Genomic DNA, 278 nt, shown 5'->3' with positions numbered 1-278 from the left:
CGAGACCCGGGCGATGAGATTGCGACCGCCCGCCACAATGTTCAGGTGCACTTCCGATCCCATCGGTTCGGCAAGTTCCACGACCGCCTTGAGCGGCGCGAGGTTCTCGGGCGCGATGTCAGCCGGCGGCAGCTCGTGGAAATTCTCCGGACGGATGCCGAGCACCAGTTCGCGGCCCTCGTAGGGGGCGATCCTGCTCTTGTCGAAATGGGCAGGCAGCGGCAGTTCCCGGCCGTCGAAGACGGCGACGTAGCCGTCGCCCCGTCGCAGAATGGTCG

At 66.5% G+C, this 278-nt stretch carries 1 pseudogene; it reads right to left on the bottom strand.

Features of this window, described 5'->3' with window-relative positions:
- Window positions 1-278 (bottom strand): annotated as a pseudogene (locus tag EOD29_RS31455) (glycerol-3-phosphate ABC transporter ATP-binding protein); the annotation flags it as partial.

This window comes from Mesorhizobium sp. M1A.T.Ca.IN.004.03.1.1, from assembly GCF_003997555.1.
Lineage (GTDB): Bacteria > Pseudomonadota > Alphaproteobacteria > Rhizobiales > Rhizobiaceae > Mesorhizobium.
Note: the sequence above shows the minus strand (reverse complement) of the source record. Positions and strands in the feature narration are given on the sequence as shown.